At 62.3% G+C, this 25,646-nt stretch carries 26 protein-coding genes; 15 read left to right on the top strand and 11 right to left on the bottom strand.

The window, feature by feature from the left end; all coding sequences use genetic code 11:
• Positions 1 to 58: 58 nt before the first annotated feature.
• Both ACF8MC_RS17770 and ACF8MC_RS17765 read right to left on the bottom strand, forming a co-directional pair.
• Positions 59 to 766 (bottom strand): glutathione S-transferase N-terminal domain-containing protein, encoded by a 708-nt coding sequence (locus ACF8MC_RS17770; RefSeq protein ID WP_039566863.1) that lies wholly within the window; start codon positions 764 to 766, stop codon positions 59 to 61.
• Between the two features lie 74 nt (positions 767 to 840).
• Positions 841 to 1,524 carry a helix-turn-helix transcriptional regulator gene (locus ACF8MC_RS17765; RefSeq protein ID WP_041034160.1) on the bottom strand — a complete coding sequence of 228 codons (684 nt, stop codon included), beginning with the start codon at positions 1,522 to 1,524 and terminating at the stop codon, positions 841 to 843.
• Positions 1,525 to 1,699: 175 nt separating this feature from the next.
• On the opposite strand from ACF8MC_RS17765, the gene ACF8MC_RS17760 reads away from it, so the two are divergent.
• The gene (locus ACF8MC_RS17760; protein WP_033646818.1) at positions 1,700 to 2,047 is read left to right on the top strand and encodes an antibiotic biosynthesis monooxygenase; all 348 of its coding nucleotides are present in this window, start codon (positions 1,700 to 1,702) and stop codon (positions 2,045 to 2,047) included.
• A 31-nt stretch (positions 2,048 to 2,078) separates the two neighbouring features.
• Here the strand turns inward: ACF8MC_RS17760 and ACF8MC_RS17755 are convergent, their stop codons facing one another.
• Entirely contained in the window at positions 2,079 to 2,810 is a 732-nt protein-coding gene (locus ACF8MC_RS17755) for an isochorismatase family protein (protein ID WP_060429777.1), read from the bottom strand.
• A gap of 132 nt (positions 2,811 to 2,942) precedes the next feature.
• Between ACF8MC_RS17755 and ACF8MC_RS17750 the strand changes: the two genes are divergently transcribed.
• Together ACF8MC_RS17750 and ACF8MC_RS17745 are read left to right on the top strand one after the other, a co-directional pair.
• Positions 2,943 to 3,839 (top strand): LysR family transcriptional regulator, encoded by an 897-nt coding sequence (locus ACF8MC_RS17750; RefSeq protein ID WP_033637701.1) that lies wholly within the window; start codon positions 2,943 to 2,945, stop codon positions 3,837 to 3,839.
• 167 nt (positions 3,840 to 4,006) lie between these two features.
• Entirely contained in the window at positions 4,007 to 4,504 is a 498-nt protein-coding gene (locus tag ACF8MC_RS17745; protein WP_049196257.1) for an ATP-binding protein, read from the top strand.
• 115 nt (positions 4,505 to 4,619) lie between these two features.
• On the opposite strand, the gene cynS is transcribed toward ACF8MC_RS17745, so the two are convergent.
• Together cynS and ACF8MC_RS17735 are read right to left on the bottom strand one after the other, a co-directional pair.
• Positions 4,620 to 5,090, bottom strand: a complete 471-nt coding sequence (gene cynS, locus ACF8MC_RS17740; RefSeq protein ID WP_049196256.1) for a cyanase — start codon at positions 5,088 to 5,090, stop codon at positions 4,620 to 4,622.
• A gap of 19 nt (positions 5,091 to 5,109) precedes the next feature.
• Positions 5,110 to 5,763, bottom strand: coding sequence for a carbonic anhydrase (locus ACF8MC_RS17735; RefSeq protein WP_043147014.1), 654 nt, complete (start codon positions 5,761 to 5,763; stop codon positions 5,110 to 5,112).
• Positions 5,764 to 5,877: 114 nt separating this feature from the next.
• On the opposite strand from ACF8MC_RS17735, the gene cynR reads away from it, so the two are divergent.
• The gene (cynR, locus tag ACF8MC_RS17730) at positions 5,878 to 6,777 is read left to right on the top strand and encodes a transcriptional regulator CynR (protein ID WP_039566852.1); all 900 of its coding nucleotides are present in this window, start codon (positions 5,878 to 5,880) and stop codon (positions 6,775 to 6,777) included.
• A 22-nt stretch (positions 6,778 to 6,799) separates the two neighbouring features.
• Here cynR and ACF8MC_RS17725 read toward each other — a convergent pair whose 3' ends face one another.
• Positions 6,800 to 8,104, bottom strand: coding sequence for an MFS transporter (locus ACF8MC_RS17725; RefSeq protein ID WP_047568534.1), 1,305 nt, complete (start codon positions 8,102 to 8,104; stop codon positions 6,800 to 6,802).
• Between the two features lie 677 nt (positions 8,105 to 8,781).
• On the opposite strand from ACF8MC_RS17725, the gene ACF8MC_RS17720 reads away from it, so the two are divergent.
• Positions 8,782 to 10,374 (top strand): ABC-F family ATPase, encoded by a 1,593-nt coding sequence (locus tag ACF8MC_RS17720; RefSeq protein WP_049233478.1) that lies wholly within the window; start codon positions 8,782 to 8,784, stop codon positions 10,372 to 10,374.
• 50 nt (positions 10,375 to 10,424) lie between these two features.
• Here ACF8MC_RS17720 and moeB read toward each other — a convergent pair whose 3' ends face one another.
• A complete protein-coding gene (moeB, locus tag ACF8MC_RS17715) occupies positions 10,425 to 11,180 on the bottom strand; it encodes a molybdopterin-synthase adenylyltransferase MoeB (RefSeq protein WP_039566848.1) in 756 nt (251 codons plus the stop codon).
• A gap of 2 nt (positions 11,181 to 11,182) precedes the next feature.
• Entirely contained in the window at positions 11,183 to 12,421 is a 1,239-nt protein-coding gene (gene moeA / locus ACF8MC_RS17710) for a molybdopterin molybdotransferase MoeA (RefSeq protein WP_164104730.1), read from the bottom strand.
• A 158-nt stretch (positions 12,422 to 12,579) separates the two neighbouring features.
• Here moeA and ACF8MC_RS17705 point away from each other — a divergent pair, with 158 nt between their 5' ends.
• The 8 genes from ACF8MC_RS17705 (at position 12,580) to ACF8MC_RS17670 (ending at position 20,437) form a co-directional block, all read left to right on the top strand.
• Positions 12,580 to 13,116 (top strand): DUF924 family protein, encoded by a 537-nt coding sequence (locus ACF8MC_RS17705; protein WP_033646798.1) that lies wholly within the window; start codon positions 12,580 to 12,582, stop codon positions 13,114 to 13,116.
• 357 nt (positions 13,117 to 13,473) lie between these two features.
• Positions 13,474 to 14,430, top strand: a complete 957-nt coding sequence (locus tag ACF8MC_RS17700; protein WP_033654974.1) for an isoaspartyl peptidase/L-asparaginase family protein — start codon at positions 13,474 to 13,476, stop codon at positions 14,428 to 14,430.
• A gap of 19 nt (positions 14,431 to 14,449) precedes the next feature.
• Complete coding sequence (locus ACF8MC_RS17695) at positions 14,450 to 16,327, top strand: dipeptide ABC transporter ATP-binding protein (RefSeq protein WP_164104731.1); 1,878 nt, start codon at positions 14,450 to 14,452, stop codon at positions 16,325 to 16,327.
• Positions 16,328 to 16,350: 23 nt separating this feature from the next.
• Positions 16,351 to 17,886 carry a glutathione ABC transporter substrate-binding protein GsiB gene (gene gsiB / locus ACF8MC_RS17690; protein ID WP_041034181.1) on the top strand — a complete coding sequence of 512 codons (1,536 nt, stop codon included), beginning with the start codon at positions 16,351 to 16,353 and terminating at the stop codon, positions 17,884 to 17,886.
• A 52-nt stretch (positions 17,887 to 17,938) separates the two neighbouring features.
• A complete protein-coding gene (gene gsiC / locus ACF8MC_RS17685; RefSeq protein ID WP_033637716.1) occupies positions 17,939 to 18,859 on the top strand; it encodes a glutathione ABC transporter permease GsiC in 921 nt (306 codons plus the stop codon).
• A 9-nt stretch (positions 18,860 to 18,868) separates the two neighbouring features.
• The gene (gsiD, locus tag ACF8MC_RS17680; protein ID WP_049233469.1) at positions 18,869 to 19,777 is read left to right on the top strand and encodes a glutathione ABC transporter permease GsiD; all 909 of its coding nucleotides are present in this window, start codon (positions 18,869 to 18,871) and stop codon (positions 19,775 to 19,777) included.
• A gap of 106 nt (positions 19,778 to 19,883) precedes the next feature.
• Positions 19,884 to 20,120, top strand: a complete 237-nt coding sequence (locus ACF8MC_RS17675) for a type II toxin-antitoxin system CcdA family antitoxin (protein WP_039566839.1) — start codon at positions 19,884 to 19,886, stop codon at positions 20,118 to 20,120.
• A gap of 2 nt (positions 20,121 to 20,122) precedes the next feature.
• Positions 20,123 to 20,437, top strand: coding sequence for a CcdB family protein (locus ACF8MC_RS17670; RefSeq protein WP_019454426.1), 315 nt, complete (start codon positions 20,123 to 20,125; stop codon positions 20,435 to 20,437).
• A gap of 39 nt (positions 20,438 to 20,476) precedes the next feature.
• Here the strand turns inward: ACF8MC_RS17670 and fghA are convergent, their stop codons facing one another.
• Genes fghA through ACF8MC_RS17655 form a run of 3 tightly spaced genes read right to left on the bottom strand, consistent with a single transcriptional unit; the run spans position 20,477 to position 23,409 of the window.
• Positions 20,477 to 21,319, bottom strand: coding sequence for an S-formylglutathione hydrolase (fghA, locus tag ACF8MC_RS17665; RefSeq protein ID WP_041034184.1), 843 nt, complete (start codon positions 21,317 to 21,319; stop codon positions 20,477 to 20,479).
• A gap of 14 nt (positions 21,320 to 21,333) precedes the next feature.
• Positions 21,334 to 22,458: an S-(hydroxymethyl)glutathione dehydrogenase/class III alcohol dehydrogenase gene (locus ACF8MC_RS17660; RefSeq protein WP_060436884.1), complete on the bottom strand. Its 1,125-nt coding sequence runs from the start codon at positions 22,456 to 22,458 to the stop codon at positions 21,334 to 21,336.
• 30 nt (positions 22,459 to 22,488) lie between these two features.
• A complete protein-coding gene (locus ACF8MC_RS17655) occupies positions 22,489 to 23,409 on the bottom strand; it encodes a LysR family transcriptional regulator (protein WP_033654969.1) in 921 nt (306 codons plus the stop codon).
• Positions 23,410 to 23,514: 105 nt separating this feature from the next.
• Between ACF8MC_RS17655 and ACF8MC_RS17650 the strand changes: the two genes are divergently transcribed.
• On the top strand, positions 23,515 to 24,672 hold the full coding sequence (locus tag ACF8MC_RS17650) for a YbfB/YjiJ family MFS transporter (protein WP_033654978.1): 1,158 nt from the start codon (positions 23,515 to 23,517) through the stop codon (positions 24,670 to 24,672).
• Between the two features lie 244 nt (positions 24,673 to 24,916).
• Positions 24,917 to 25,582, top strand: coding sequence for a GTP cyclohydrolase I FolE (folE, locus tag ACF8MC_RS17645; RefSeq protein WP_004938969.1), 666 nt, complete (start codon positions 24,917 to 24,919; stop codon positions 25,580 to 25,582).
• Positions 25,583 to 25,646 lie beyond the last annotated feature (64 nt).

Below are 25,646 nucleotides of genomic sequence, written 5' to 3'. Positions count from 1 at the left end.
GATGACAATTTTATGACAGCGGAATGCGGGACGGCCCGGCGGCCATCCCGTTTGACGATCAGGCCGCGCGCGCCGGTATAGTGAGCCCACGCTGCACCGCCGGCCGCGCCAGACCGCGCTCCAGCCACTGCGCGACGCGGGGGAAACTGTCGAACTCTACCAGTTCGCGCGCCTCATAGAAGCCGATCAGGTTGCGCACCCAGCCCAGCAGCGAGATATCGGCGATGGTGTAGTCCGCGCCCATGATCCAGTCGCGGCCTTCCAGGCGCGTTTCCAGCACGCCGAGCAAGCGTTTCGATTCGTTTTTGTAGCGCTCCAGCGGCCGCTTATCTTCATACTCGCGCCCGGCGAATTTGTGGAAGAAACCGAGCTGGCCGAACATCGGGCCGACGGCGGCCATCTGGAAGAACACCCACTGAATGGTTTCGTAACGCTGCGCCGGATCCTGCGGCAGGAAACGGCCGCTCTTTTCCGCCAGGTAGAGCAGAATGGCGCCGGATTCGAACAGCGGCAGCGGCCGGCCGCCGGGGCCGTCGGGATCGATGATCGCCGGGATCTTGCCGTTCGGGTTCAGCGCCAGGAATTCCGGCGTCCAGGTTTCGTTGTTGCCGATGTCGATCAGGTGCGCCTCATAGGGCAGGCCGATCTCTTCCAGCATGATGGACACTTTGACGCCGTTCGGCGTCGGCAGGGAATAGAGCTGCAGCCTTTCAGGATGCTGAGCCGGCCAGCGTTTGACGATCGGGAATTGGGTTGAATCGAGCATGGAAACTCCTCGGGTTGGCGGGGTGGCCTAAGCGTACCCCTTGAGTATTGCAGTAAAACTACCCCGCCGCCGGGTTACACCGTGAGTTCAAAATGTGCTGCCAGCGCTTTTTTACCGGCAGGGGTCAGCTGCAACTCGCGGCTGTCGAGCCGACGGACGATCCAGCCGCGGTGGATAAAGGCGGCCAACAGCGCGGCGCCCAGCGCGCCGCCGAGGTGAGAGCGGCGTTCGCTCCAGTCCAGGCAGCCGCAGGCGAAGCGGCGGCGGGTGGGGGCGGGGGAGCAATCGACGCCCAGCCGCGCCAGCGCGGCCTGACCGGCGTCGCTTAACCGGTAGTCTTCCTCACCGCTCAGCCAGTTCAGCGCATGCAGCCGATCGTGCAGTTTCACCGCCACCTCGCCCGCCATATGGTCGTAGCAGGTGCGGGCATATTGCAGCGTGGTGGGCGTGCTGCTTTTCACCGACGTGCGCGGCACGCCCGCCAGCGCCATCAGGCCTTCCAGCGCTTCGGCCACCGGCTGACCGGCCAGCCGAAAATAGCGGTAGCGCCCCTGTTTGACGCAGGCGATCAGCCGCTGCTCCAGCAGTTTCGCCAGATGTGAGCTGGCGGTGGACGGGGCAACCTCGACCGCCGTGCTGAGCTCGGTGGCGGTGTAGGCGCGCCCATCCATCAACAGGCACAGCATGCGCGCCCGGGTGCGGTCGGCGATGGCGGCGCTCAGCGCCGCCAAACGATCTTCTAGGTCGATGTTATGCATACTTCGAGGTTAGACGAAGTATGACTGCGCGTCCATTGTTAACCTGTGGCTGTCGCATTCTGGTGCTGTGCGTCTGTGTTCGCTGGATATTGATGAGCGGGCGTTGGAATCGGTGCGGTGGCGCCATTCCTACAATGCGCGCGTACCTGAGTTTTACCGTTGAGAGGAGACGATAATGATCGCCGTGATTTTTGAACTGCAGGCCGCCGACGGGCAGCGCGATACCTATCTGGCGTTGGCGGCGGAGCTGAAGCCGCTGCTGGCGCAGATCGACGGATTCATCTCCATCGAGCGCTTTCAAAGCCTGGCCGATCCTGCGCGCCTGCTGTCGCTCTCCTTCTGGCGCGACGAGGCGGCGGTGCAGCAGTGGCGCAATCTCGAGCAGCACCGGGCGGCGCAGGCGCGCGGCCGTGGCGAGGTGCTGGCGCAGTATCGGCTGCGGGTGGCGGAGGTGGTGCGGGACTACGGGTTGGAGAGACGCGAACAGGCGCCGCAAGATAGCCGTTGTTATCACCGCACCTGAAGAAAGCCCGCCGGCGGCGGGCTTTCGTCCGTTATTTCGCTTCGCTGCCCACCTTCATTGCCCCGGCGTAGCTGGCGCCCATCCCCCAGGCGGCGCCGTGGTCGCGGGCGATCTGCAATACGCCTCCCGCCGTGGCTTTGCGGCTCCAGTCCTGCTGCCATTCCAGCATCAACGCCACCCAGTTGATGGGCGTGGCGCCCGCCTGTACCAAACGCTGCATGGCGTTGTTTTGGCTGTCTGGCGTAATGTCGCCGGTGACGTCCGACAGGATATAAACCTCATAACCCTCGCCCAGGGCGGACAGCGCCGGCAGCATCACGCAGCTGGCGGTCCACAGCCCGCCGATGATGATTTTCTTGCGGCCGGATTGTTTGATCAGATCCACCACGCGCCGGTCCTGCCAGACGTTGATGGCGGTGCGATCGTACACCTGCAGGTCCGGGCGTGCCTGCGTCACCGGCTGGAATACCGGCCCGGCGAAGCTTTTGGCGTTGGCCGAGGCCAGAATGGTCGGCACGTTGAACACCTTGGCGGCCTTGGCGATGCCGGTGGCGTTGTTGACCAGGTTGGTTTGATCGATAGAGGAAATGGTCATGCCGAACATGTCCTGCAGATCGACCAACAGCAACAGGCTGTTCTCGGCGGTCAGCGGCTGCACATAACCCGCCTGGCGGCTGTCGGCGGCGGGGGATTGCGCCAGCGCGGCGACGGGGGCGGCGGCGGCGCTCAGGCCGAGCATCAGGGCGAACAGGGTCTTTTTCATTATTAACTCCATGATTATCAGTAGATTAAATTCACCTCTCACTCAGGGAGGCGGTTGAATAAAGTCTACTGAGGTTGTTGAAGTTAATAATCTGTGTTTTATTGAATTTATAATTAACCATCAGGACATAATATGGACGTGCTACTGACGATGCGCGCCTTTCGTCGCGTGGTTGAGCGCAACAGTTTTTATAAGGCGGCGGAGGATCTGGCGATCACGCCGGCGGCGTTGAGCAAGCAGATTAAGCAGTTGGAAAACCGGTTGGGGACGCTGTTGCTGGTGCGCACTACCCGTAGCATGAGCCTGACCGAAGCCGGGCAGCTCTATTACCAGGAAGCCTGTCGGTTGCTCGGCGAGTTCGACGCGCTGGAGCAGACGGTTGCCGCCAGCGCGCAGCAGGTCTCCGGCACGCTGCGGGTCAATGCGCCGCTTTCGTTCGGCCTGACGGTGTTGTCGCCACTGCTGCCGCCGTTTATGCAACGTTACCCGCAGCTGCAGGTGGAGCTGACGTTGGACGACAGGGTATTGGACGTGGTGGCGGCCGGTTTCGATATTTCCTTGCGCATTCGCCGACGGCTGCCGGATTCTTCCCTCAGCGCCCGGGCGCTGGGTGAAGTGCACCAGCGAATTTGCGCCGCGCCCGGCTATTTGGCGCAGCACGGCGTGCCGCAAACGCCGAATGAATTGCAGCGACACAGCTGTCTGGCCTATTCCCTGGCGGAAAGGCCGGGGCAGTGGCAGTTCACCGCCGGCGAGGAGAGCCTGAGCGTGACGTTCACTCCCCGGTTGATCGCCAACAACAGCCTGATGCTGCGGGATATGCTGGTGGCGGGACTGGGCATCGGTTCGCTCCCGTCGTTCGTGGCGGATCCCGAAATCGCCGCCGGCAGGCTGGTGCGGCTGTTCCCTGAACAGATTGCCGACGTGCATCAGGTTTTCGCGGTTTACCCGACGCGCCGGCATGTGCAGCAGAAAGTGAGTTTATTCACCGAATTTGTGCGAGAACAGGGATTGATGACGGCGAATTGACAACGGCGCACGATTGTCATATTCATTAGCTATGAAAAAATCCTACCGCCCATTCGCGCAAATTATTATCACCCTTCTCCAAAGGGTGGGATAGCGCGTGTGTCGCCAATAAAAACCCGCCGGCAGGCGGGTTTTTTATCCCCTTCCGGCAACGACCGGAGAGCGTCATGAAAACCTACCCTGCAGTTTTACACCTGATGTGCGGCAAGGCCGGCGCAGGCAAATCGACGCTGGCGCAGCGTTTGGCGCAGCAACCGCAAACGCTGTTGCTGGTCGAAGATGCGTGGCTGGCGACGCTGTATGAACAGGAGATGACCAGCCTGCAAGACTATGCGCGCTGTTCCGACCGGTTGCGGCGGGCGCTGGGCGGGCACCTCGTTCAGCTGCTGCGCGGCGGCTGGTCCGTGGCGCTCGATTTCCCGATGAATACGCCGGACAGGCGGCGCTGGGCCAAAGCGTTGGCGGAGGAGGCCGGCGTTGCGCACTGTCTGCATTTTCTCGACGCCAGCCATGCGCAGTGCCTGAGCCGGATAACGCTGAGAAACGCGCGCGGCGAGCACCCGTTTACACTGAGCGAAGCGGAGTTTGAGCGCCTGGCACAGTACTTTGTTCCCCCGGCGGAAGAGGAAGGAATGACAGTCTTGCGTTATGGCGAACAGGACTGAAAACCGGCGCCATGACGGCGCCGGCAATAGGGTTAGGCTTCGGCGTTAAACGCGTTGTGGAAGGCGACTTCCGCACACGGCAGCTCGCCCTGGAAGGCGATGGCGCAGAAGTAGATTAGAAAGGCTTGGTCGGCAGGTATTTGCCGTCCAGGGTGATCACCGCGCGTTCGCCGCCTTCCGGATCGGCGACCTTCTTGATATCCAGCTTGAAGTTGATGGCGCTGATGATGCCGTCGCCGAACTGCTCGTGCACCAGCGCTTTCAGCGTGGAGCCGTAAACCTGCAGCATTTCATAGAAGCGATAAATGGTCGGATCGGTCGGCACGCCGCCGGGAATGCTGCCGCGTAGCGGGATGGTTTGCAGCAGCTGTACCGCCTCTTCGTCCAGCCCGAGCTTGGCCGCCACGGTGCGTGCCGCTTGTTCCGGCAGCGCATGCTGCCCCAGCAGCGCGGCGGTGACGAACGCCAGGCTGAGTCCGGTGCCCTCCGCCAGCGCGTCGAAAGTCAGGTTATGGCGGATCTTGGCGGCCATGATGATGTCGGTGAGCGCTGCGCGCGGGGCGGCGTTGTGCAGAGAGTGTGTCATGTTAGCTCCTTTTGTTGGCTTAAAAACGGGCGATCGCCGGAGTGGCGGTCACCTCGGGATGGGTGGCGAGCGGCACGAAGCGGCGGGTTTCGCCGTCCAGCGCGTCGATAGCGCCGCTGGCGATGTCATAGACCCAACCGTGCAGCGTCAGGCGTCCCTGATCCAGCGCCAGGGCGACGGAAGGGTGCGTTTTGATGTTGTTGAGCTGGGCGATGACGTTTTCGCGCACCATCGATGCGACCCGCGCCTCTTTGGAAGCGTGCGGATAAGCCTGATTGACCGCCTTCGCGGAATCGGCGTAACGCAGCCAGCCGGCGACCGTGGGCAGGTGATCCAGACACTGGCAGGTGGCGATGGCGGTCATTGCGCCGCAGTCGGAATGGCCGCAGATCACGATATCTTCCACGCCCAGCGCGGCGACGGCGTACTCGACCGAGGCGGTAACCCCGCCGGGTTCGGGGCCGAAAGAAGGCACGATGTTGCCGGCATTGCGGATCACGAACAGATCGCCCGGCTCGCGCTGGGTGACCAGCTCCGGCACCAGGCGGCTGTCGGAACATGAGATAAACAGGGTGCGCGGGTTTTGGCGGGTCGCCAACTGCTGAAACAGCGCCGTGCGTTCAACAAAGGCTTCGCGCTGGAACTTCAGGAAGCCTTCAATCACCTCTTTCATCCGTTTCTCCATTGGGTGTCGTTATGCGATGGCGGCATGATGAACGCTTCTGGCTATAGGGTCTAAGACCCATTTATAATGCCAGCTATAGGTTTTACTAATAGCTGGGGCGTTATGCTGCTGCGACACATCCGTTATTTTCTGGCCGTTGCCGAACAGGGCAACTTCACCCGCGCCGCCGAAGCGCTGCACGTGTCGCAACCGACGCTGTCGCAACAGATCAAGCAGCTGGAAGACACATTGGGAGCGCCGCTGTTCGATCGCAGCGGCAGAGCCGTGCGCCTGACCGACGCCGGTGAGGCGTGGATGCGCTATGCGCGCTTGGCGCTGCAGGATCTGGATGCCGGCGCGCGGGCGATCCATGACGTGGCGACGCTGGCGCGCGGCCATTTGCGGCTGGCGATGACCCCCACGTTCACCGCCTATCTGGTGGGGCCGGCGGTCGATGCCTTCTACCGCCGCTATCCGGGGATTACGCTGAGCATTGAAGAGATGGCGCAAGAGCGAATGGAGGCGCTGCTGGCGCAGGATAGGCTGGATCTGGGCATTGCCTTCGAGATGGCGCAGTCGGCGGAGGTGGAAGCGGCGCCGTTGTTCAATGAGTCGCTGGAGCTGATGGTCGGCACCGATCATCCCTTGGCATCTCATCGCCGGCCGCTGACGCTGGCGGAGTGGCAACATCTGCCGCTGGCCTTGCTGAGCGGCGACTTTGCCACGCGTCAGTTTATCGATCGCTACTGCACGCAGCTGGGTTTCCGGCCGCAGGTGGCGGTGGAGGCCAATGCGCTAGGCGCCATCGTCGAGATCGTGCGGCGCGGGCAGCTCGCCACGCTGCTGCCGGCCGCCATTGCGCGCGAGAACCGGCAGTTGAAAAAAGTGGCTTTGGCCAACGCCATGCCGGTGCGGCAGGCGGTATGGCTGCAGCGCAAAGGCGCTTACCGCAGCGCCGCCGCGCAGGCGTTTATTGCCCTCTTGCAGGAACAGGGCATTACGCCGGCGCCGGGCAGCCGATAGCCGCACGGCTCGGCAGCAGGCGCTATTCTTTATGACGCTCCCGGAACAGCAGAGTGGCGATCAGGCTGACGGTCAACATGCCGGTGACGTACCACGCCGGCGCCATCGGATTGCCGCTGACGTCCAGCAGCCAGGTGACGACCAACTGCGCCGATCCGCCGAACAGCGTCACGCCAAAGGCGTAGATCATCGAGGTGCCGGTGGCGCGCACGTGGCGCGGCAGCGCCGAGACGATCAGCATAGTGCTGGCCAGCATGTTGATGCCCAGCGCGCCGATCAGCAGGATGCGGAAAACGATCGCCAGCCACAGGGTTTGCGTGGCGCTGAGGAACCAGAAGGTCGGGTAAATCAGGATCAGTGCTGCAAAGATTGAGAACAGCAGCGGCCTTTTGTAGTTCTGCACCCGATCGACGTAACGGCCTGCGCAATAGACGGCGATGATCTGTACCACAGAGGCAATACAGCTGAACAGGTAGGCGGTCGGGCCGGCGATGTGATAGGTCTGCATCATGTAGGTCGGCATATACAGCAGCACCACGTAGACCATCACGGTGCCGGACATGATGATCAATACGCCCAGCAACAGATCTTTGGCATGATTGCTCACCAGATCCCATACCGGATTCAGCGGCGGCCGCGCGTGAGCCGGCGCCTCTCCACTGTAGGTCTCTTCCAGATGTTTGCGAATATAGATGCCGACGGGAATGATCAACAAACCGATGATGAACGGCACGCGCCAGCCCCAGGCATACAGTGCCTGCTCCGGCAGAAAATAGGTGAGCGCCAGGCCTAAAGAGGCGCCAAGCAGGGCGCTGATGCCCTGGCTTATCGCCTGCCAGCTGACGAAGAAGCCGCGTTGGTTGGCCCCTGCCGACTCCAGCAGCAGCGTGGTGGCCGAGCCCACTTCACCGCCGGCGGCAAACCCCTGAATCAGGCGGCCAACCACGATCAGCACCGGCGCCAGAACGCCGATTTGCGCATGGGTGGGCGCGAAGGCGATCAGCGCGGTGCCGACGCCCATCAGCACGATGGTCATCAGCATGGCGGCCTTGCGGCCGACCCGATCGGCATAGGCACCCAGCACCATGCTGCCCAGCGGGCGCATGATAAAGCCGACGCCGAACACCGCCACCGACATCAACAAGGAGCCGTAGGCGCTGTCGCTGGGAAAATAGAGTTTGCCGATAATGGCGGCAAAGAAGCTGTAGACGGTGAAGTCGAAAATCTCCAGGCCGTTGCCCAGGCTGGCGCCGACAATGACTTTGTAATTTACCGCGCCCTTCTGCGCCGTTTGGCTTTTGGGCAATGCGTTTTCAGCAGTGTTCATCGTTGTCTCTCGCGATAGGTGGACGGTGTGTTGTTATTATTTTCTGGCCGGGGTGGCGTTATCCGGGGCGGCGATAACCGAGCCCCGAAACGCCAACAAAACGGCAACGTCACGTTTACATATACTTGTATGTACAATCATATGCAATATGAGAGTAGTTAGCGGGATAACGGTGGTTTGATTTTCACATCTTTCTGTATTTAATTGTTTTTATTTGATTTTTTCTTCAGCTGGAACGAATGTGCCATGTCGATTTAGTGAGCTGTAACGCATTAATCCTCTAAAAAACCTTGGTAATTAAGAAGGCGGTCACAAAATGTCGCGTATAGCAGAATGTGTGGCGATAGTCGGAAAAAACTAGAATTAAATAGAGACGTGTTGGCTGTATTAATGATTTTCATAAGGTGAACAGATACGATTTATTCGTGCCTGGGGCGGTTCTGGGGAGAATAAATGTCATTTTTAAGTTTAATTAATATATTTGGCGAATTGGTTTCAAATATTGTACGGCTTGCTGCGTGAAATCTCGCCGTGAATTTTATCGGTGTTATTCAACCCAACTATGACTCATTCGTCGTCACCGCTCAAAATGTCACCAAAACTTCCCGCGATCTCTTAACCCCGTTGTGGCATAATGCGCGCCAAATCACATTCCCTATGTATAAAGAGCGAGCGCTGTGTTAAGCACCAACAACATCACCATGCAGTTCGGCAGCAAGCCGTTGTTTGAAAACATCTCTGTTAAATTCGGCGGCGGCAACCGTTATGGCCTGATCGGCGCCAACGGCTGCGGCAAGTCCACCTTTATGAAAATCCTCGGCGGCGATTTGGCGCCGACCGGCGGCAACGTGTTCCTCGATCCGAACGAGCGCCTGGGTAAACTGCGTCAGGATCAGTTCGCCTTCGAACAGTACAGCGTGCTGGACACCGTGATCATGGGCCACACCGAGCTGTGGGCGGTGAAGGAAGAGCGCGACCGCATCTACGCCATGGCGGAGATGAGCGAAGAAGACGGCTATAAAGTGGCCGATCTGGAAGTCGCCTACGGCGAGATGGACGGTTACACCGCCGAAGCGCGCGCCGGCGAACTGCTGCTTGGCGTCGGCATTCCGGTGGAACAGCACTATGGCCCGATGAGCGAAATCGCGCCGGGCTGGAAGCTGCGCGTGTTGCTGGCGCAGGCGCTGTTCTCCGATCCGGAAATCCTGCTGCTCGACGAACCGACCAACAACCTGGACATCGATACCATTCGCTGGCTGGAGCAGGTGCTGAACGAACGCAACAGCACCATGATCATCATCTCGCACGACCGTCACTTCCTGAACATGGTCTGCACCCACATGGCGGATCTGGATTACGGCGAACTGCGCGTTTATCCGGGCAACTACGACGAATACATGACCGCCGCCACCCAGGCGCGTGAACGTCTGCTGGCCGACAACGCCAAGAAGAAGGCGCAGATCAACGAGCTGCAATCGTTCGTCAGCCGTTTCAGCGCCAACGCCTCCAAATCCAAGCAGGCCACCTCGCGTGCCCGCCAGATCGACAAGATCCAGCTGGAAGAAGTGAAGGCCTCCAGCCGCCAGAACCCGTTCATCCGTTTCGATCAGGACAAGAAGCTGTTCCGTAACGCGCTGGAAGTGGAAGCGCTCACCAAGGGCTTCGACAACGGCCCGCTGTTCAGCAAGCTGAACCTGATGGTGGAAGTGGGTGAGAAGGTTGCGGTGCTGGGCGCCAACGGCATCGGTAAAACCACCCTGTTGAAAACGCTGGTGGGCGACGCGCAGCCGGACACCGGCACCGTGAAGTGGTCGGAAAACGCCCGTATCGGTTACTACGCGCAGGATCACGAATACGAGTTCGACGATACCCTGACCGTGTTCGACTGGATGAGCCAGTGGAAGCAGGAAAAAGACGACGAGCAGGCGGTGCGCAGCGTGCTGGGCCGTTTACTGTTCAGCCAGGACGACATCAAGAAGAAAGTGAAGGTGCTGTCCGGCGGTGAGAAGGGCCGCATGTTGTTCGGCAAGCTGATGATGCAGCGCCCGAATATTCTGGTGATGGACGAACCGACCAACCACCTGGATATGGAATCCATTGAATCGCTGAACATGGCGCTGGAGATGTACGAAGGCACGCTGATCTTCGTCTCCCACGACCGTGAGTTCGTCAGCTCGCTGGCGACGCGCATTCTGGAAATCACTCCGAACAAGGTGATCGACTTTACCGGCAACTACGAAGACTATCTGCGCAGCCAGGGCATCGTCTAACCCTCGCGGCAACGCATCAGGGCGGGAATTATCCCGCCCTTTTTTATTCGTCATTCCCCGCCGCACACCTCGCAGTGCGGATCCTTCGGCAGTTTCATCTCGCGGAACTGCATGCTCATCGCATCGAACATCAACAGCTTGCCGCGCAGCGGCTGACCATAGTCGGCCAGCAGCTTGATGGCCTCCATCGCCTGCAGGGTGCCGATAGTGCCGACCAGCGGCGCCATCACGCCCGCTTCGACGCAGGTGAGGGCGCTGTCGCCGAACAGCCGGCTCAGGCAGCGGTAGCAGGGCTCGCCCGGCTGATAGGTGAACACGCTGAGCTGGCCTTCCATGCGGATCGCCGCGCCGGAAACCAGCGGCCTCTGCTGCGCGTGGCACAGGCGGTTCAGGGCATCGCGCGCCGCCACGTTGTCGGTGCAGTCCAGCACCAGATCGCAGGCGGCGATCTCTGCCGCGACCGCGTCATCTTCCAAACGGCAGTCGATCGCGTCGATGCGGATATGCGGGTTGATGGCGTTCAGTTCCCGCTTGGCGGAAGCGACCTTGCTCTGGCCGATGCGATCGTCGCGGTGCAGGATCTGGCGCTGCAGGTTGGAGAGCGAGACGGTGTCGAAATCCACCAGCACCAGATGGCCGACGCCGGCCGCTGCCAGATATGGCGCGGCGGCGCAGCCCAGCCCGCCCAGCCCGGCGATCAGCACGCGGGCTGCCTTCAGCTTCTCCTGGCCGTCGAAGTCAAAGCCGCGCAGCACGATCTGGCGGTTGTAGCGCAGCGCTTCGGCGTCGGTCAATTCCGGCAGCATGCTCAGCTCCTCAGCAGGGCGTTGAACGGCTCGATCTCCACCGTTTCGCCTACCGCCACCGAACCGCGTTCGCGCTCCAGCACGATGAAGCAGTTGCCCTGGCTGTAAGAGCTGAAGACGTGCGAGCCCTGGTGGCCGGTGGTGCTGACCTCCAGTTCGCCCGCGGCGTTGCTGCTGAACACGCCGCGCTGGAAATCGAGGCGGCCCGGCGATTTCTTCAACGGGGTCAGCGCCCGTGCGCGCAGGCGCGGCGGCAGGCGCCAGTCGCTGTGGCCGGCCAGCTTCGCCAGCAGCGGTTGCACCAGTTGGTAGAAGGTCAGGGCGGCGGAAACCGGGTTGCCCGGCAGGCCGCAGAACCAGGCGTGGCCCAGTTTGCCGAAGGCGAAGGGTTTGCCGGGTTTGATCGCCAGCTTCCAGAAGCTGACCTGGCCCAGTTCGTCGAGCATTTGTTTGGTGTAGTCGGCCTCGCCGACCGAAACGCCGCCGCTGCTGATGACCACGTCGGCCTGGCTGTCTGCCCGTTCGAAAGCGGCGCGCAGCGCATCGCGATCGTCGCGGATAATGCCGAGATCGAGCACCTCGCAGCCCAGCTGTTCCAGCATCAGGCGCACCGCGAAGCGGTTGGTGTCGTAGATTTGGCCCGCCTGCAGCGGCTGGCCGACCGGCTGCAGTTCGTCGCCGGTGGAGAACACCGCCACCTTCAGCTTACGCATCACCTGCACCTCGGCGACGCCAAGCGAAGCCAGCAGCGGCAGCTGCGCGGCGCCCAGCTTCACGCCGGCCGGCAACACGCTCGCGCCGCGGCGAATGTCTTCACCCGCCAGACGGATATTCTGGCCGGCTTCAACCGGCGCGGAAAAACGCACGCCCTGGTCGCTCACCTCGGCCTGCTCCTGCATCACTACCGCGTCCGCCCCGGCCGGGATCGGCGCGCCGGTCATGATGCGCACGCAGCTGTTGGTCGGCCATTGGCCGTCGAACGGCGCACCGGCGAAGGCCTTACCGGCGACCGGCAGCGGCGCATTGGCCGCCAGATCGGCGAGGCGCAGCGCATAGCCGTCCATCGCCGAGTTGGCGAACGGCGGCACGTCGAGCGGCGAGACCACCGGCGCGGCGGTGATGCGGCCGGCGGCGGCGGTCAGGGCGACGGATTCGGTCTGCTGCAGTGGGGCGATCTGCCCGAGCATTTTTTCCAGCGCTTGCTCCAGGGAAATGAGATCGGAAGTATGGCAATGATCCATAAAGGGAACTCCGTAATCAGGGGGGCGCTAAAATAGCGACAAAGTGCGGGTATTATGGCAGAGAACGCCGGGGGGGAGAACGGGTTATGCCCGCCATCTTTCGCACTGCGGTGCTGGGGCGATCGGGTATAAACTGCGTAAAACAGAGGAGAATCATGATGCATAAACAGGTTATCGACTTCTGGTTCGACGAGATCGAACCGATCATGTGGTTCAAAAAGGACGACGATTTCGATCGTCTGCTGCACAGTCGTTTCGGCGAAATCTGGCGCGCGGCGGCGGCGGGGGAATTGGCGCACTGGCGCGACACCATCGAGGGGCGCCTGGCGGAGGTGATCGTGCTCGATCAGTTCAGCCGCAACCTGTTCCGCGGCACGCCGCAGTCGTTCGCCTGCGACGGCATGGCGCTGATCCTGGCGCAGGAGGCGATCCGCAGCGGCGAGTGCGAACGGCTGAGCCGCGAGCAGCGCGGTTTCCTTTATCTGCCGTTCATGCATTCGGAATCGCCGCTGATCCACCAGCAGGCGCTGGTGCTGTACACCGAGCTCAATAACGGCGACCAGCTGGAGTTCGAGCTTCGGCACAAGGCGATCATCGATCGTTTCGGCCGCTACCCGCATCGCAATGCGATATTGGGGCGCACCAGCACGCCGGAAGAAGAGGCTTTTTTACAGCAGCCCGGATCGGGTTTTTAATCTCGGATCATCTGCGCCCGGCCGGGGAAAAAACAGCAGGCCGGGCGCCGCAATAAGCGTTATTCAGCGCGAACGTTTATTTCCTTACGCCATGCCGCTATTTCCGCACGCGGAATTACCAATAATCTCGGCCGTACGATCGGCGGTTTACGGCTTTTTATAACCTGCTGTTTTTATTCCAATAAGCTATTTCAAGGTGCGAAACGGTCTAAGCGGACTACGCTAAAAGCGGGACGTGGACGTTATGCTGTACTTCCACTGTAGGACTAAATAGAGTCGAAAAAGACTGAATAATAATGATACCGCGCTCAGCTTATTCGCTGCGCAACGGCGGGATTAACACAGGGTGTCAGGCAAATGAGCAAACCAGTGATTGCCATTCATGGCGGCGCGGGCGCAATTACCCGGGCGGCGCTGAGTGCGGAAAAAGAACGGCAGTATATCCAGGCGCTGTCCGAGATCGTGACCGCCGGGCAGGCGATACTGGCGCAGGGCGGCAGCGCGCTGGACGCGGTGACCGAAGCGGTGCGGCTGCTCGAAGAGTGCCCGCTGTTCAACGCCGGCAAAGGCTCGGTGTTTACCCATCAGGGCACTCACGAACTGGACGCCTGCGTGATGGACGGCCGCACCTGCGATGCCGGCGCCGTCGCCGGCGTCAGCCGCATCCGCAACCCGGTGCTGGCGGCGCGCGCGGTGCTGGAAAACAGCGAACACGTGCTGTTTGCCGCCGAAGGCGCCGAGAAGTTTGCCGCCGCCCACGGCCTGGAAATGGTTACCCCTGACTTCTTCTTTACCCAAGAACGTTTCGATCAGCTGCACCGCGCCCAGGCGGAGCAGGGCCGGGTATTGCTCGATCACGACGGCGCGGCGCAGGCCGGCGATCCGCTCGATCCCGATCGCAAATTCGGCACCGTCGGCGCGGTGGCGCTGGATGCGCTGGGCAACCTCGCCGCCGCCACTTCGACCGGCGGCATGACCAACAAGCAGGCCGGGCGGGTAGGCGACACGCCGATTATCGGCGCCGGCTGCTATGCCAACAATGCCACCGTGGCGGTTTCCAGCACCGGCACCGGCGAAATCTTCATGCGCGGCGTGGCGGCCTATGACGTCTCCGCCCTGATCGAATACGGCGATCTGAGCCTGCAGGCGGCCAGCGATCGGGTGGTGATGGAGAAGCTGCCGGCCCTCGGTGGCAGCGGCGGCATGATCGCCGTCGATCGCCACGGCAATATCGCGCTGCCGTTCAACTGCGAGGGGATGTATCGCGGTTTTGGCTATGTCGGCGATGCGCCGTCCGTCGGGATTTACCGCTAAGCGTTCACCGGGAGGGTGCATGACCGACGTTTTACTTCGACCCGCCGCCAGCGGCGGGCCGTCATTGCCGCCGCAGCGGGTGCTGACGGTGCGCGATCTGAGCATCAGCTTTCCTCAACCGGACGGCGCCGTAGAAGCGGTGCGCAACCTGTCGTTCGATCTCGATCGCGGCGAGACGCTGGCGATCGTCGGTGAGTCCGGCTCCGGCAAATCGGTCACTTCGCTGGGGCTAATGCGGTTGGTGGAGCAGGGCGGCGGGCGCATCGTCAGCGGCGCCATGACGCTGCGCCGGCGCGACGGCACGCTGCTCGATCTGGCGCAGGCCTCGCAGAGCACGCTGCGCACGGTGCGCGGCGCCGACATGGCGATGATCTTCCAGGAGCCGATGACTTCGCTCAACCCGGTATTTCCGGTCGGCGAGCAGATCGCCGAATCGCTGCGCCTGCATCAGGGCATGGATCACCGCAGCGCGCGCCAGGAGGCGCTGCGCATGCTCGATCTGGTACGCATTCCGGAGGCCAAAGAGGTGCTGGGGCGTTACCCGCACCAGCTTTCCGGCGGCATGCGCCAGCGGGTGATGATCGCCATGGCGCTCTCCTGCAAGCCGGCGCTGCTGATCGCCGATGAACCCACCACCGCCCTCGACGTCACCATTCAGGCGCAGATCCTGCAGCTGATCCGCGTGCTGCAACGGGAGATGCAGATGGGGGTGATCTTCATCACTCATGACATGGGCGTGGTGGCGGAGATAGCCGACCGGGTGCTGGTGATGCGCCGCGGCGAGCAGGTGGAACAGAATCGGGTGCGCGAGCTGTTTGCCGCGCCGCAGCAGGCCTATACCCGGGCGCTGTTGGCGGCGGTGCCGAAGCTGGGGGCGATGGCCGATCGGCCGCTGCCGGCGAAGTTTCCGTTGCCGGGCGGCGAGGGGGATACGGCGCCGCAGGATACCGTGCCGACAGACGCCGCGCCTATCCTGCAGGTGGAGCATCTGGTCACGCGTTTTGATCTGCGCGGCGGGTTGTTCAATCGGGTCACTCGCCGGGTGCACGCGGTGGAAAACGTCAGTTTCGATCTTTACCCCGGCGAGACGCTGGGGCTGGTGGGCGAGTCCGGCTGCGGCAAGTCCACCACCGGGCGCTCTTTGCTGAAGCTGGTGGACAGCCAGAGCGGCACCATCACCTTCGCCGGGCGGCGGATAGATCAGTTGAAGGGGCCGGCCCTGCAGCACCTGCGGCGCGATATTCAGTTCATCTTTCAGGATCCATACGCTTCGCTTGATCCGCGTCTGACGGTCGGTTTTTCCATCATGGAGCCGCTGCTGGTGCACAATGTGATGCGCGGCCGCGAGGCGGAGCAACGGGTGGCCTGGCTGCTGGAACGCGTCGGCCTGCTGCCGGAGCATGCGCGCCGCTACCCGCACGAATTTTCCGGCGGCCAGCGCCAGCGCATCTGCATCGCGCGCGCGCTGGCGCTGAACCCGAAAGTGGTGATCGCCGACGAGGCGGTGTCGGCGCTGGACGTGTCGATTCAGGCGCAGATCGTCAATCTGCTGCTCGACCTGCAGCGCGAGTTCGGCATCGCTTTTCTGTTCATTTCACACGACATAGCGGTGGTGGAGCGCATCAGCCACCGGGTGGCGGTGATGTACCTCGGGCAGATCGTCGAGATCGGCCCACGGCAGGCGGTGTTCGACAACCCGCAGCACCCCTACACCCGCAAGCTGATGGCGGCGGTGCCGGTGGCCGATCCCGCCCACGCCCACAAACGGCAGCCGCTGCCGGCCGATGAGATCCCCAGCCCGGTGCGCGCGCTGGGCGATGAACCCGTTACCGCACCGCTGGTGCAGGTTGGCACCGGGCACTTTGTCGCCCGCCACCCGATCGCCGGTGCTTTTTAAAGACCTCAGGAGAGACAAGCGACATGAAGCACACATTCAAACGCAATGCGCTGTTGGCCGCCGTACTGCTGGCGGCGGGAACCGGCCCGGTCTGGGCGGCGAAGGACGCGGTGATCGCCGTGGCCTCCAACTTCACCACCCTCGATCCTTACGACGCCAACGATACGCTGTCGCAGGCGGTGGCCAAGTCTTTCTATCAGGGGCTGTTCGGCTTCGACAAGGACATGAAGCTGGTGAACGTGCTGGCGGACAGCTATGAGGTCAGCAAAGACGGCCTGACCTACACCGTCAAACTGCGCCAGGGGATTAAATTCCACGACGGTACCGCGTTCAACGCCGAGGCGGTGAAGGTAAACCTCGATCGCGCCAGCAACCCGGACAGCCACCTCAAGCGCTACAACCTGTTCAAGATGATCGACAAAACCGAAGCGGTGGACGCCAATACGGTGAAGATCGTGCTGAAAGCGCCGTTCTCGGCGTTCGTCAACAACCTGGCGCACCCGGCGGCGGCGATCATCTCGCCGGCGGCGCTGAAGCAATACGGCAAGGAGATCGGTTTCCACCCGGTCGGCACCGGGCCGTATCAATTCGTCACCTGGAACCAGACCGATTTCGTCAAGGTGAAGAAGTTCGACGGCTACTGGCAGACGGGGCTGCCGAAGCTCGACAGCATCACCTGGCGCCCGGTGGTGGATAACAACACCCGCGCGGCGATGCTGCAAACCGGCGAGGCGACCTTCGCCTTCCCGATCCCTTACGAGCAGGCCAAGGTGCTGGAAGGCAACGCCAAGCTGGACGTGGTGGCCGCGCCGTCGATCCTGCAGCGTTACATCAGCATGAACGTCACTCAGAAGCCGTTCGACAACCCGAAGGTGCGCCAGGCGCTGAACTATGCCATCAACAAGGACGCGCTGATCAAAGTGGCGTTCGCCGGGTACGCGGTGCCGGCGGAAGGGCCGGTGCCGCCGGCCATTGACTTCGCTGCCCGCTATAAGCCGTGGCCGTACGATCCGGCCAAGGCGCGCGAGCTGCTGAAAGAGGCCGGCTACCCGAACGGCTTCACCACCACGCTGTGGTCTTCCCACAACCACAGCACCGCGCAGAAGGTGCTGCAGTTCACCCAGCAGCAGCTGGCGCAGGTGGGGGTGAAAGTGACGGTGACGGCGATGGATGCCGGGCAGCGTGCGGCGCAGGTGGAGAGCGTCGGGGTGAAGGACACCGGCGTGCGTCTGTTCTACACCGGCTGGTCGGCCTCGACCGGGGAAGCGGACTGGGCGCTGTCGCCGCTGTTCTCCACCCAGGCGGCGCCGCCGAAGCAGTTCAACACCGCGTTCTACAGCAACCCGCAGGTGGACAAGGATCTGACCGACGCGCTGGCGACCACCGATCGCGCCGAGAAGCAGAAACTGTATCAGGACGCGCAGGATCGCATCTGGGCCGATGCGCCCTGGATCTTCCTGGCGACCGAACGTCTGTTGTCGGCCAACAGCAAACAGCTGAGCGGTTTCTACGTGATGCCGGATACCTCGTTCAACTTTGATAACGCCGATCTGAAATAAGGCGCCCATCCCCGCCTGCGGCCAAGCGGCGGCGGGCGGGGGAAGGAATGAGATGCTCAATTATTTTCTGAAACGACTGCTGGGCCTGATCCCGACGCTGCTGATCGTGGCGGTGCTGGTGTTCCTGTTCGTCCACCTGCTGCCGGGCGATCCGGCGCGGCTGGCGGCGGGGCCGGAGGCCGACGAGGCGGTGGTGCAGCTGGTGCGCAAGGATTTGGGGCTGGATCAGCCGTTGCCGCAGCAGTTCGCACACTTCTTCGTCAACGCGCTGCGGGGCGACTTCGGCATCTCGATGGTGTCCAAGCGCCCGGTGAGCGAAGAGATCGCCTCGCGCTTTATGCCGACCTTTTGGCTGACCGTCACCAGCATGCTGTGGGCGGTGGCGTTCGGCCTGGCGATCGGCGTGGTGTCGGCGGTGTGGCGCAACCGCTGGCCGGATCGCCTCGGCATGACGCTGGCGGTGTCGGGGATCTCGTTCCCGGCCTTTGCGCTCGGTATGCTGCTGATGCAGGTGTTCTCGGTCGAACTGGGGTGGCTGCCGACGGTGGGCGCCGACAGCTGGCGACACTACATTCTGCCTTCGATCACCCTGGGGGCGGCGGTGGCAGCGGTGATGGCGCGTTTCACCCGCGCTTCGTTCGTCGAGGTGCTGCAGGAAGACTACATGCGCACCGCGCGCGCCAAGGGCGTGCGGGAAAGCGTGGTGGTGATGAAACACGGCCTGCGCAACGCGATGATCCCGGTGGTGACCATGATGGGGCTGCAGTTCGGCTTCCTGCTCGGCGGTTCGATCGTGGTGGAGAAGGTGTTCAACTGGCCGGGGTTGGGGCGGTTGCTGGTGGACTCGGTGGAGATGCGCGATTACCCGGTGATCCAGGCCGAGGTGCTTCTGTTCTCGCTGGAATTCATCCTGATCAACCTGCTGGTGGATATGCTGTACGCGGCGATCAACCCGGCGATTCGTTATCAATGAGGACGCGGCATGATTAAGCATTGGCGGCGCAACGCCGCACTGAAGGCGATGCCGCTTATCGATCCCAATGCGGTACGCACGCCGTGGAGCGAGTTTTGGCGGCGTTTTCGCCGCCAGCGGGCGGCGCTGGTCGCCGGTCTGTTGGTGCTGCTGCTGATTGCGGCGGCGCTGCTGGCGCCTTATCTGGCACCGTTCGATGCGGAAAACTATTTCGATTACGATCGGCTGAACGAGGGGCCTTCGCTGATGCACTGGCTGGGCGTGGATTCTCTCGGGCGCGATATCTTCAGCCGCATCCTGATGGGCACGCGCATTTCGCTGGCGGCCGGGGTGTTCTCGGTGCTGGCGGGCGGGGCGATCGGCACCCTGCTGGGGCTGCTGGCCGGCTACTATGAGGGCTGGTGGGATCGCCTCACCATGCGCGTCTGCGATGTGCTGTTCGCGTTTCCCGGTATTCTGCTGGCGATCGGCGTGGTGGCGATCATGGGCAGCGGCATGGCCAACGTGATCGTCGCGGTGGCGATCTTCAGCATTCCGGCCTTCGCCCGCCTGGTGCGCGGCAATACGCTGGTGCTGAAGCACCTGACCTATATCGAATCGGCGCGCAGCATCGGCGCCTCGGACTGGACCATCATCCTGCGGCACATTCTGCCGGGCACCCTGTCTTCGATTGTGGTCTATTTCACCCTGCGCATCGGCACCTCGATCATCACCGCCGCCAGCCTGTCGTTTCTGGGCCTGGGTGCCCAGCCGCCGACGCCGGAGTGGGGGGCGATGCTCAACGAAGCGCGCGCCGATATGGTGATCGCGCCGCACGTGGCGATCTTCCCCAGTCTGGCGATATTCATTACCGTGCTGGCGTTCAACCTGTTGGGCGACGGACTGCGCGACGCGCTCGATCCTAAGCTGAAGGGATGATGCTTTAACGTATGGCGCATATTTGAACGGGCTCAAATGACGTCTCAATGCTACTATCGTTCAATAAACCGTGTTGTTTGCACGAAAATGAGTGAGAGAGGTGCCGATGCCAGTAAAACAACGAACGACGCAAAGTGTGACCATGACGGTGGAACGCAGTTTGTTGAGCCGTGCGCGTGAGGCGGGGATTAATCTCAGCGCGACGCTAACTGCTGCTTTAGATGCTGAGTTACGTCAGCATGAGAGGATAAAATGGCAGGAAGAAAACCGAGAGGCGCTTGAAGCGCTTAACCGATTTAATGATGAGCATGGTTGCTTTAGCGACGAATACAGGACGTTTTAGCGATGCAATTTACGGTGTATGCGAATAGGGGGAACAGCGCGGTTTATCCCCTGCTGCTTGATGTGACGAGCGATATCATTGGGCAATTAAATCGTCGAGTTGTGATCCCTTTGTTGCCCGTTGAAAAATACCCTGGGAGTACGCGACCGGAACGCTTGATCCCGTTGATCAGATTGATTGATGACAACGAGTACGCCGTGATGACATATGAAATGGCCAGCATCCCGGTTCGGGCTTTGGGGGCCGAGTTTTGTGATGTTTCCCAGTATCGGACCAGGATAAAAGCCGCCATCGACTTTCTTCTTGACGGTATTTGAAGAAATCCGGGCGCTTTAATAACCGCCCGGATTTTTTTATCAGCGGAACAGGTGCTCGGCGTGGAAGCGCAGGTGATCTTCCACGAAGGTGGCGATGGTGAAGTAGCTGTGATCGTACCCCGGCTGAATGCGCAGCGTCAGCGGCCAGTCGCGCTGGCGCGCCAGCTCCGCCAACCGCGCCGGCTGCAGCTGGTCGGCCAGGAACTGGTCGTCGTCGCCCTGGTCGATAAGGACCGGCATTTTTTCCGCGCCGCTGGCCAGCAGATGGCAGCTGTCGTACTGCAGCCACTGGCTTTCGTCGCTGCCCAGATAGGCGGTGAACGCCTTGCGGCCCCACGGCACCTGGCACGGGTTAACGATCGGCGCGAACGCCGATACCGAGCGGAAGCGCTGCGGATTGCGAAACGCCATCATCAGCGCGCCGTGGCCGCCCATCGAGTGGCCGAAGATCGACTGACGACCGCTGACGCTGAAGTGCTGTTCGATCAGCGCCGGCAGTTCGGCGCTGATGTAGTCGTACATGCGGAAGTGGCGATCCCACGGCGCCTGGGTGGCGTTCAGGTAGAACCCGGCGCCCTGGCCCAGATCGTAGCCTTCGTCGTTCGGCACTTCGTCGCCACGCGGGCTGGTGTCCGGCATCACCAGCACCAGGCCCAGCTCGGCGGCGATGCGCTGCGCGCCGGCTTTCAACGTGAAGTTCTCGTCGTTGCAGGTCAGCCCCGACAGCCAGTACAGCACCGGCGGCGGGTTGTCATCGCGCGGCGGCGGCAGGTAGATGCTGAATGTCATGTTGCAATTCAGGCTCTGCGCCGCGTGGCGATAGCGCTGCTGCCAGCCGCCGAACATGCGGTGCTCTTCGAGAAGTTCCAATGACAACGTCATCTCTGCCTCCTGGCTTATTGGTCGAAGTGGATGACGGAACGGATCGATTTGCCTTCGTGCATCAAATCGAACGCTTCGTTGATCTGCTCCAGCCCCATGGTATGGGTGATAAAGTCGTTCAGCGCGAATTCACCGTCCAGATAGCGTTCGACGATGCCCGGCAGCTGCGAACGGCCCTTGACGCCGCCGAACGCCGAACCGCGCCAGACGCGACCGGTGACCAGTTGGAACGGACGGGTCGAGATCTCTTCGCCCGCGCCCGCGACGCCGATGATCACCGATTCACCCCAGCCCTTGTGGCAGCACTCCAGCGCGGAACGCATCACGTTGACGTTGCCGATGCACTCGAAGGAGAAATCGACGCCGCCGTCGGTCAGCTCGACGATCACGTCCTGAATCGGCTTGTCATAGTCTTTCGGGTTGATCAGATCGGTAGCGCCCAGCTTGCGTGCCAGATCGAACTTGCTGGTGTTGATGTCGATGCCGATGATGCGGCCCGCGCCGGCCATCTGCGCGCCGATGATCGCCGACAGGCCGATGCCGCCCAGGCCGAAGATTGCCACGGTGTCGCCCGGCTGCACTTTAGCGGTGTTCATCACCGCGCCCATGCCGGTGGTCACGCCGCAGCCCAGCAGGCACACTTCTTCCAGCGGCGCTTCCTTGTTGATTTTCGCCAGTGAGATTTCCGGCACCACGGTGTACTCGGAGAAGGTGGAGGTGCCCATGTAGTGGAAGATCGGCTTGCCATCCTTGAAGAAGCGGGTGGTGCCGTCCGGCATCAGCCCTTTGCCCTGGGTGGAGCGGATCGCCTGGCACAGGTTGGTCTTGCCGGATTTACAGAATTTGCACTCGCCGCACTCCGGGGTGTAGAGCGGGATCACGTGATCGCCGACCGCCACGCTGGTGACGCCTTCACCGACCGCTTCCACCACGCCGCCGCCCTCGTGGCCGAGGATCGCCGGGAACACGCCTTCCGGATCTTTGCCGGACAGGGTGTAGGCGTCAGTGTGACAAACGCCGGTGGCGACGATCCGCACCAGCACTTCGCCTTTTTGCGGTGGCATCAGCTCGACTTCTTCGATCTTCAGCGGCTGGTTCGGGCCCCAGGCAACGGCGGCGCGGGTTTTGATCATCTCCATCATAGTCTCCTCAGTGGTTTTCTTTTTAAATCAGGCGATATCGACAACGTCTGATAAATCGTTGGGGGTGCTTTCATCAACAGCGGCGGTTTCCGTCTGTTCAATAATCAACTCTTTCAGCGCGCGCACGTTCGGCCCGAACGCGTCGCGGCGCCACAGCAGCCAGGTGGCGGTGTCGGCCACGTCCGGCGGCAGGGGGTGAACCCGCACCCGCTCATGGCCCGGCAGCAGGCTCAGCACCGAATGCGGGATCATCGCCAGCCCGGCGCCGCTGGCGACGCAGGCCAGCATGGCGTGATAGGACTGGATCTCCATAATTTGCCCCGGCCGCGCGCCTTCGCGCTTGAACCAGGCCTCCAGCCGCAGGCGGTAGGAGCAGCTGGCGCGAAAGGCGAACAGCGTTTCGCCGTTGGCGTCTTTGGCGCTGTGGATCGGCGCGTGATCGAGACAGGAGATCACCACCATATGTTCAGGATAGGCGATACAGCCGTTCAACTCGTCATAAGGCACCGGACCGTCGACCAGGGCGGCCGCCAGCGTGCCGGCGCGCACCCGATCGGCGATTTCGCCGGAGGTGCCGGTGGTCAGCGACAGCGAAACCTGCGAGAAGCGCTGGTGGTAAGCCGCCAGCAGCGAGGGCAGGCGGGTAGCGGCGGTGCTCTCCATCGAGCCGAGGGCGAAGTTGCCTGCCGGTTCGCCGGCGTGGGTGATGCTCATCGCCTCGTCGCTCAGCGCCAGGATGCGGTTGGCGTAGCACAGAAAGTTATGGCCCATCGGCGACAGGCGCAGGCGCTGTTTTTCGCGGATAAACAGATCGGCGCCCAGCTCCTGCTCGAGCTGTCGCAGTCGGGTGGTCAGATTCGACGGCACGCGGTGCAGCTGCTCGGCGGCGCGGGCGACCGAGCCGGTTTCCGCCACGCAGCAGAACATGCGAAGCTGGGTCAGATCCATAATATTCTCGTTTCGTGATGAACTTGATTAGTATTATTCAGTTTTTGTGAGTTTAATACTGCGGCATGATACTGGCAACTTTCTTTTAACCTTTTGGATGCCGATATGGCTTTACGTATTGCCTTGAGCGGTTTTGCCGCGCTGATCGTCGCGATGGGCATTGGCCGCTTCGCTTTCACCCCCCAGGTGCCGCTGATGATCGCGGAACATCAGTTCACCCTGACCGGTGCCGGGCTGGTGGCGGCGATCAACTATTTGGGCTATCTGTGCGGCGCCTACGACGCGATGCGCGCCACGCGCCACGTCGAGCGGCGCCTGTGGCTTGGCGTGTGGGGCGCGGTGGCGCTGACGCTGCTGTCGGCGCTGGCGCAGGATGAATGGACGCACGGCGCGCTGCGCTTCGTCATCGGCTGGGCCAGCGGCTGGGCGATGGTGCTGGTGGCGGCCTGGACCAATGAGCGGTTGGCGCACTACGGCCGGCCGGCGCTGAGCGCGGCGGTGTTCGCCGGGCCGGGCGCCGGTATCTTCCTCAGCGGCATGCTGGCGGTGGGCATCAACACGCTGGGGCTGACGGCGGCGCAGGCCTGGCTGGTGTATGGCGTGCCGGCGCTGGCGTTGGTGGGGGCGATTAGCGCCTTTCTGCCGCGCAGCGGCGAGCTGCATCGCCCGGACGTGGCCCCGGAACCGCTACTGCTGACGCCGGCGCTCAAACGCCTGGTGTGGAGCTACAGCCTGGCCGGGTTCGGCTACATCCTGCCGGCGACGTTCTTGTCGCAGATGGCGGCGGCGCGTTTTCCCGGCAGCCTGTTCGCGCAGTTCGTCTGGCCGGTGTTCGGCGGCGCGGCGGTGCTGGGGATCGTTATCGGCATTTTGACCCGCCATCGGCTCACTACCCAGACCCGGTTGGCGATCACGCTGTGGATACAGGCGCTGGGCGTGCTGAGCGCCGAAGTGGTGCCGGGCGTGGCCGGCCTGGCGTTGGGGGCGTTGCTGACCGGCGGCGGCTTCCTCTGCGTGGTGCAGCTCGCCCTTCAGCACGGCCGTGAACTGGCGCCGCGCCATGCGCGCTACATGGCCGGGTTGCTGACCACCGGTTATGCGATCGGCCAACTGGTCGGGCCGATGCTGTCGGCGCTGTCGACCGCCTTGACCCATCGACTGGAGCCGGCGCTGTACGTAGCGGTGGCGGCGCTGTTGGTGGCCGGTGCGCTGGTGGTGAATACCCCGGCGCGGCGGTTGGCGCAAAAAACGGCGATGCGGTGATTGAAATCCATACAAAAAGCGTGGAATCCCGCAGCCGGCCTGATTGTGCTAAATGCGAATATTTCACCTGCGGATGAAGCACAATCACTGGATAATCGCCGCGCTCTCATCTACAGTGGGGGCAAAATCTTGACCGGGTTCACGTTATCCACCACGAAAACTCTGCCGTCACGAGAGCAAGCAATTCGCCGGCCGCACGCCCTACCAGGCCGCCGGCGGGTTCCGTCCGCAGGAGAACAAATACATGACATCATTAAGTAAAGAAGCCGCGCTGGTGCATGCGGCGCTGGAAGAGCGTGGTCTGGAAACGCCGCTGCGCGGGGAAGTGCTGGATCGCGAAACGCGCAAGCGCCGCATCAAAGAGCACATGACCGAAATCATGCAGCTGCTGAACCTCGATCTGTCCGATGACAGCCTGGCGGAGACGCCACATCGCATCGCCAAAATGTATGTCGACGAGATCTTCTCCGGGCTGGACTACGCCAACTTCCCGAAAATCACCGTTATCGAGAACAAGATGAAGGTGGATGAGATGGTGACGGTGCGCGATATCACGCTGACCAGCACCTGCGAACACCACTTCGTGACCATCGACGGCAAGGCCACCGTGGCCTATATCCCGAAAGACTCGGTGATCGGCCTGTCGAAGATCAACCGCATCGTGCAGTTCTTCTCCCAGCGTCCGCAGGTGCAAGAGCGCCTGACCCAGCAGATCCTGGTGGCGTTGCAGACCCTGCTCGGCACCAATAACGTGGCGGTATCGATCGATGCGGTCCATTATTGTGTCAAGGCGCGCGGCATCCGCGACGCGACCAGCGCCACCACCACCACTTCGTTGGGGGGGCTGTTCAAGTCCAGCCAGAATACCCGCCAGGAGTTCCTGCGCGCGGTGCGTCATCACCAGGGGTGATGGCGTTGCGGGGCGACCCGCACGACGACAACAGGCGCCTGCGGGCGCCTTTTTCATGAGCGGA

It is taken from the genome of Serratia sp. LACPHL-BACT-2024-00286 (genome assembly GCF_043109535.1).
Taxonomy (GTDB): domain Bacteria; phylum Pseudomonadota; class Gammaproteobacteria; order Enterobacterales; family Enterobacteriaceae; genus Serratia; species Serratia sarumanii.
This window is presented reverse-complemented; position numbering and strand designations above follow the sequence as displayed.